The following is a 5,345-nucleotide window of genomic DNA, read 5'->3' on the forward strand; positions in this document are numbered from 1 at the left end:
TTTATTACGTTCAAACTTTTCCTTTGCCACGACTCTCTACCTCTCAACTTGGCTGTGCATTTCCGTCTGAACGGCGCCTCTGCCCAGATAAAACCCTGTCGGACCGCGCCTTTCGCGGACCATCTTGGCACCACCAAGACACATAAAGCCGGACCCAGGTGGTACCCGGGCCCGGATTCTGGAGCTCATGACCGGATTTGAACCGGTGACCTCACCCTTACCAAGGGTGTGCTCTACCTACTGAGCTACATGAGCGTAACCTATACTTCGCAAACCTCTTCCTGGTCCGCGAACTTCCGCAGCCTGGAGCGGGCAGCGGGAATCGAACCCGCATCATCAGCTTGGAAGGCTGAGGTTCTACCACTGAACTATGCCCGCAAACCTTCTGTCTGCCTGCCAGCTTGCTGACAATATCTGGTGGAGGGGGAGGATCACTCCGCCCTTCGGGCCAGCACAAGTGCTGTTCAGTCCGCGGAGCGGACATGTCGAACCTCTTGTCGGTCCGAACCCTCCCCCGGCCAAGCGCCGAAGGAACCTTCACGAGCCATCAAGCCTTTCCACGCCTGATCACTCTCATTATCTGGTGGAGGGGGGAGGATTCGAACCTCCGAAGCTTTCGCGTCAGATTTACAGTCTGATCCCTTTGGCCACTCGGGAACCCCTCCAGAAAAGGGCCTACATTCTCTTTACGGCTCAGCCCCTTGTCAACATCTTTTCAGGGGCTTTCAAGCTGCTGTCGCATGCCTGAAAGGTGGAGCTGGCGAGAGGAGTCGAACCCCCGACCGGCTGATTACAAATCAGCTGCTCTACCAACTGAGCTACGCCAGCATGAAGCGAGCCTTGCTTCAAAGGCTGCGCATTCTATATAAACCCCGATGGGTCTGCAATCGCTTCTGGCCACCCCGGGGCAAGAACATTCTGACCAGCCAGTCAGCCCTTCCACTGGGCCGTCCCAGGACACTGACTCTTGTCGCGCCCCACCTCGGGGTTTCCCACCAGGAAATCAGCCAGCGCGGCGCCACCTTCTTCAGCAGGGGGCAGATAAATCCAATACTCCGTCACTTCCCGGGCGGTTTCGCGGGCAAAAACGGGGTATCCGGCGTTACGCATTTTTGTGCGCAACCCTTCCGCCGACTCCACATTGGAGAAATATCCCAGCGAAATGGCATTGGCATACTCACCTTCCTTGACGATAAAGCTGTCCACGCCCAGAGCCTGCAATTCATTGAGTGCCTCCAGCGCGCGCTGGCGGGACTCAAAAGGCGGCAGGTAGACCCAGTTCAAGCGATCCTTTTCCACCCGGACAGGCTCGACCCATCCCGCCAACCCCGCCGCCCTCAGCTGTATCCTCGCCCGGCGGGCCTCATCGCTGTCGGACCAGGGGCCGACAACGGTGCACAAAGCGGCCTGGGCGGACACCGGGTCCACCCCGGTCATCTTGTCGGGTTGAGGCTGCTCACTGAGCAAAACCAGAGAGTCCGCGGCGGTCGGCAGCGCCGCGGTCGACGGCGACCTTGAAGCCGAAGAGGGACTTTCCAGTCGATCGACAGTCAGGTGCCAGCCCAGATAAACCAGATTGGCCACCAACAGCGTATAGAATACCCAACGCACAGCGCGCCCCCAGGTTATTTTTGTTGAGCGGCCACCCGTTCCAGCCCGTCCAGAACCAGATCCGGCTGCAGGTCGAAATCAAATGGAAAGGAAGCGCTCAGTTCCCGGGCATCCCCACCCGTTACCAGTACCGGGCAAGTATCGGAAAGCCGTTCACGCAGTTCAACCACCACATCCGTGACAAAGGCCACAGACATGCGCAACAGCCCATTATGAACGCACTCACCGGTGGATTGCCCCAACCCAAGCCCCGCCTGCCCCGGGCCGACATGCACATCCGCGGTGTCGCGCAGCAAGGCGGTACGAAGCATACCCAGCCCCGGCACGATGTAACCACCAAGAAACGCACCGTCCCCATCCACCGCATCGATGGTCAGGGCACTGCCGCAGTCCACTACGATCCCGGCCCCATGACGCTGATAGCATTCGATCAGAGCCACCCAGCGGTCCACTCCCAAACGCCGGGCCTCGGGATAGCAGTTGTGAACACCGAAATCATCCCGAACGGAATAATAGAATTGCGCCGTCCGTCCGGTGACCTCCCGGATCAACCCACCAATCCTGGCATCCGCCTCCGCCCCCGCCACCGAGGCAACCCAGATGGATTCAAAGGGCCGGGACGAAGCCAGAGGGTCACTCAGAGCAGCTTCCCAGTCCCGGCGATGAGTCCCTCCGCCTTGCTCAATATCATCACCATTGCGGCGACGCCACTTCAGGGCGGTGTTGCCCACATCGATAAACAACTTCATTGCAATCTCAAACTGACTTCGCCGCCATGCAAATGATGGCGCTCACCCTCGATCTCCACGCACAGAGCCCCATCTTCGGCGACACCCCGGGCGACCCCTGTCCGCGACTTGCCAGCGGTCATCACCGTGACCGCCTTGTCCCGCACCAGATCCAGTTCCTGGTAGGCCGGCGCGAAAGCCGCGAATCCCTGGGCAACAAAGGTGTCCAGCATACTCAACAGCGCCCCGGACAGGGACTCCACCAGTTCAGTACGGGACATTCTCAAGTCTCCATATTGCACCAGGCTGGTCCAGGGCTGATCGATACTCTCCGCCTGCGCGTCCAGCATGGCCACATTAATACCCACACCAACCACCACCTGGACCTGCGTTTCTATTTCGCCGGCAAGCTCAATCAACACTCCGCCAAGCTTGCGCCCCTCCACCAGCAGATCATTTGGCCACTTCAAACCCAACGGCAATCCAGGACATGCCTGCGCCAGAACCTGGCTGACCACGACTCCCGCGGCCAGACTGAGCCCGCCGAGGGAGGCAAAGCCTCCTGGCAACCGGTACAGAACAGAAAGGTATATATTGGTGGCGAAAGGAGACCGCCAGTGACGCCCGCGCCGGCCACGGCCGGCACTTTGAAATTCCGTGGTGACCACCAGCGGGCCTTCCCGCCCCTCAGCGGCCAAGGCAAGAGCGTCAGCGTTGGTGGACCCGGTCACCGGGCTGAAAATCAGCCCGGCCCGGCCAGCCAGACCCTGGCTCAGCCGGCTTTCATCCAACAAATCCAGGGGCCGGGCCAGCCGATAGCCCTTACCACGAACCGACTCCACGTCCAGCCCCAGCTCCGCCAGGCGTTGTATCCGTTTCCAGATGGCGGCTCGGGAAATGCCAAGCACCTCGCCGAGATCCGCCCCGGAATGGAAACGCCCGTCGGCCAGAGCCTGAACGAGGGGCAGATCCGTACTGTATTCCATCTACTATCAATGCTCCCAGACAACACCACGGGAAGCCGCCCATTCCGGCAAGACCGCCGCGTAGTGCTTTTCGATTTCATTGCGTTTGAGCTTCAGAGTGGGGGTCACCAGACCATTTTCCACTCCCCAGGGCTCCTTGCACACCACCAGGGCGGCAAGCCGCTCGTGGGGGTCGAGCTGATTGTTTACCCGGGTCAGCAGTTCATTCAATTGCTGGGTAAAATGCTCTTTCTCAGCGCCTTTGCTCAGTTTCCCTTGTTCTTCCGGCGTCAAGTTCAACAACGCGATGGGCTGCGACATGTTCGCCCCGATCACGCACACCAGCTCAACACCGGGCTGGCTGGCGAGGCGGTTTTCGATCGGTGCCGGCGCCACGTACTTCCCTTTCTCGGTTTTGAAGATCTCCTTGATCCGCCCGGTAATCCGCAACCGGCCGCCTTCGTCGATCTCACCCACATCACCGGTCTTCAGCCAACCATCGTCGGACAACACCTCGGCGGTCAGATCCGGCTGCTTGTAATAACCGCTCATGTTGCCGACGCTACGAACCAGCACCTCACCACCTTCGCCGATGCGGCATTCTACCCCATCATTGGGGGTGCCGACCCATCCAATCTGCTGATCCCCCTGCACCGTGGTATGCGACCAGCCGAAGTTCTCGGTCATCCCATAAACCTCGAGAATCTCCAGACCCAGGGTGTTGAACCAGGAAATGATCTCGGTGGACAACGGCGCCGCGCCCGAGAGGGCGACCCGGCACTCGTCCAGCCCCATGGCTCCCAGTACCTTCTTCTTGATCACCTTGTTCAGCAGCGGAATCTTCAGGAGGGTGTTGAGCTTCTTCGGCGGCACCGCCTCCGAGGCCTTCTGATAGAACTTGGACCAGATACGCGGCACGGCGAAGAAAAGCGTCGGCTTGGCGCGTTTGATGTCTTCACCGAAGGTATCCAGGGACTCCGCGAAGTACACGGTGTTGCCGACATACAGCAAGGCGGTTTCCACCGCCGCCCGTTCCGCCACGTGAGAGAGTGGCAGATAGGAGATCATCCGGTCGGAAGGCTCCAGGTTATAAACCCGGATCACTTTATCACCAACGGCGGAGAGACTACGGTATTGATGCATCACGCCCTTCGGCGTTCCCGTGGTCCCCGAGGTATAAATGATCGTGGCGAGGTCATCCGGGCCCGGTTGCGCCACCTCGGCCAGCGGCTCATTCTGGGCCACAATGTCAGTCCATACCGGGCAGGACTGAAGCACATCTTCTGGTGCCAGGGAGAAAGCAACCTGCTGAATCCCCTCCGGCACACCATCCTTCATAATGTCCCAGTCATCCAGCTTGCCCACGAACAGCAGGCGGGATCCGCTATGCTCAAGGATTTGCCTTACTGAGTCCGCCACCAGGGTCGGATACAGCGGCACGCTGACCGCACCCGCGATCCAGATTGCCAGGTCCGCCAGAATCCATTCCGCGCAATTCTTGGAAACCAGGGCCACCCGGTCACCGGATTGAATCCCCTGGGCACGCAGATAGGACGCCATGCGGAGAGCTTCATCGGAGACCTCTTTCCAGGTGTATCGGCGCACCCGGTCTCCCCCCAGAGGTTGCACCATGGCGACGTCGCCGGGCTGTTGCTGGTATCGGTCCTGAAGTGCCTGAATCGGTGTTTTCATGGTTACGTTATTCTGATTCGTCATTGTATTCACCTGTTTCCCAAACCTAGAAGGAAGGCCCTCAAATGCCGCTTCGCCTCGGGAATGCAAAGTCGGCGGAAGAGCGTGTACGACGGAACCCCGGCCGGCCAGCAATGGCCATGACCCCGCTAGAACTGTGTACGATTATTGAGCATAGAGATACAACAGGCGGGGATAAAGAGGTTTGGCGGCAAAAAAAGGACGTTCGTGCAAAGTGCACCGTGATCGGGCATATGGGGCCATATTCCGGGAGGGATAAAGCGGAAGAGCGCACAGCAAAACGCCCTGTCGGGTTACCCTGACAGGGCGTTTTGTATTTAAGAGCCCT

4 protein-coding genes and 4 tRNA genes are annotated in these 5,345 nt (G+C 59.4%); all 8 read right to left on the minus strand.

Annotated elements, in window-relative coordinates; genetic code table 11:
- Nucleotides 1-179 precede the first annotated feature (179 nt).
- A tRNA-Thr gene (locus tag A6D6_RS21290) sits at nt 180-255 on the minus strand.
- Nucleotides 256-304: 49 nt separating this feature from the next.
- Nucleotides 305-378: transfer RNA gene (locus A6D6_RS21295), tRNA-Gly, on the minus strand.
- Nucleotides 379-581: 203 nt separating this feature from the next.
- Nucleotides 582-665, minus strand: a tRNA-Tyr gene (locus A6D6_RS21300).
- Between the two features lie 87 nt (nt 666-752).
- A tRNA-Thr gene (locus A6D6_RS21305) sits at nt 753-828 on the minus strand.
- A gap of 102 nt (nt 829-930) precedes the next feature.
- Complete coding sequence (locus A6D6_RS21310; protein WP_159661816.1) at nt 931-1,611, minus strand: SPOR domain-containing protein; 681 nt, start codon at nt 1,609-1,611, stop codon at nt 931-933.
- A gap of 14 nt (nt 1,612-1,625) precedes the next feature.
- Nucleotides 1,626-2,360: a type III pantothenate kinase gene (locus A6D6_RS21315; protein WP_133492912.1), complete on the minus strand. Its 735-nt coding sequence runs from the start codon at nt 2,358-2,360 to the stop codon at nt 1,626-1,628.
- Nucleotides 2,357-3,325: a biotin--[acetyl-CoA-carboxylase] ligase gene (locus A6D6_RS21320; protein WP_133492913.1), complete on the minus strand. Its 969-nt coding sequence runs from the start codon at nt 3,323-3,325 to the stop codon at nt 2,357-2,359. Before A6D6_RS21320 ends, A6D6_RS21315 begins: the two co-directional genes overlap by 4 nt.
- A gap of 6 nt (nt 3,326-3,331) precedes the next feature.
- Nucleotides 3,332-5,020: an AMP-binding protein gene (locus A6D6_RS21325; RefSeq protein ID WP_159661817.1), complete on the minus strand. Its 1,689-nt coding sequence runs from the start codon at nt 5,018-5,020 to the stop codon at nt 3,332-3,334.
- Between the last annotated feature and the right edge of the window lie 325 nt (nt 5,021-5,345).

This window comes from Alcanivorax xiamenensis (genome assembly GCF_009846745.1).
GTDB classification, from domain to species: Bacteria; Pseudomonadota; Gammaproteobacteria; order Pseudomonadales; family Alcanivoracaceae; genus Alloalcanivorax; species Alloalcanivorax xiamenensis.

What these genes read in the sequence shown, in the direction of transcription:
- A6D6_RS21325 (WP_159661817.1), bottom strand. Translation starts at nt 5,020, where the DNA reads ATGACGAATCAGAATAACGTAACCATGAAAACACCGATTCAGGCACTT.
- A6D6_RS21320 (WP_133492913.1), bottom strand. Translation starts at nt 3,325, where the DNA reads ATGGAATACAGTACGGATCTGCCCCTCGTTCAGGCTCTGGCCGACGGG.
- A6D6_RS21315 (WP_133492912.1), bottom strand. Translation starts at nt 2,360, where the DNA reads ATGAAGTTGTTTATCGATGTGGGCAACACCGCCCTGAAGTGGCGTCGC.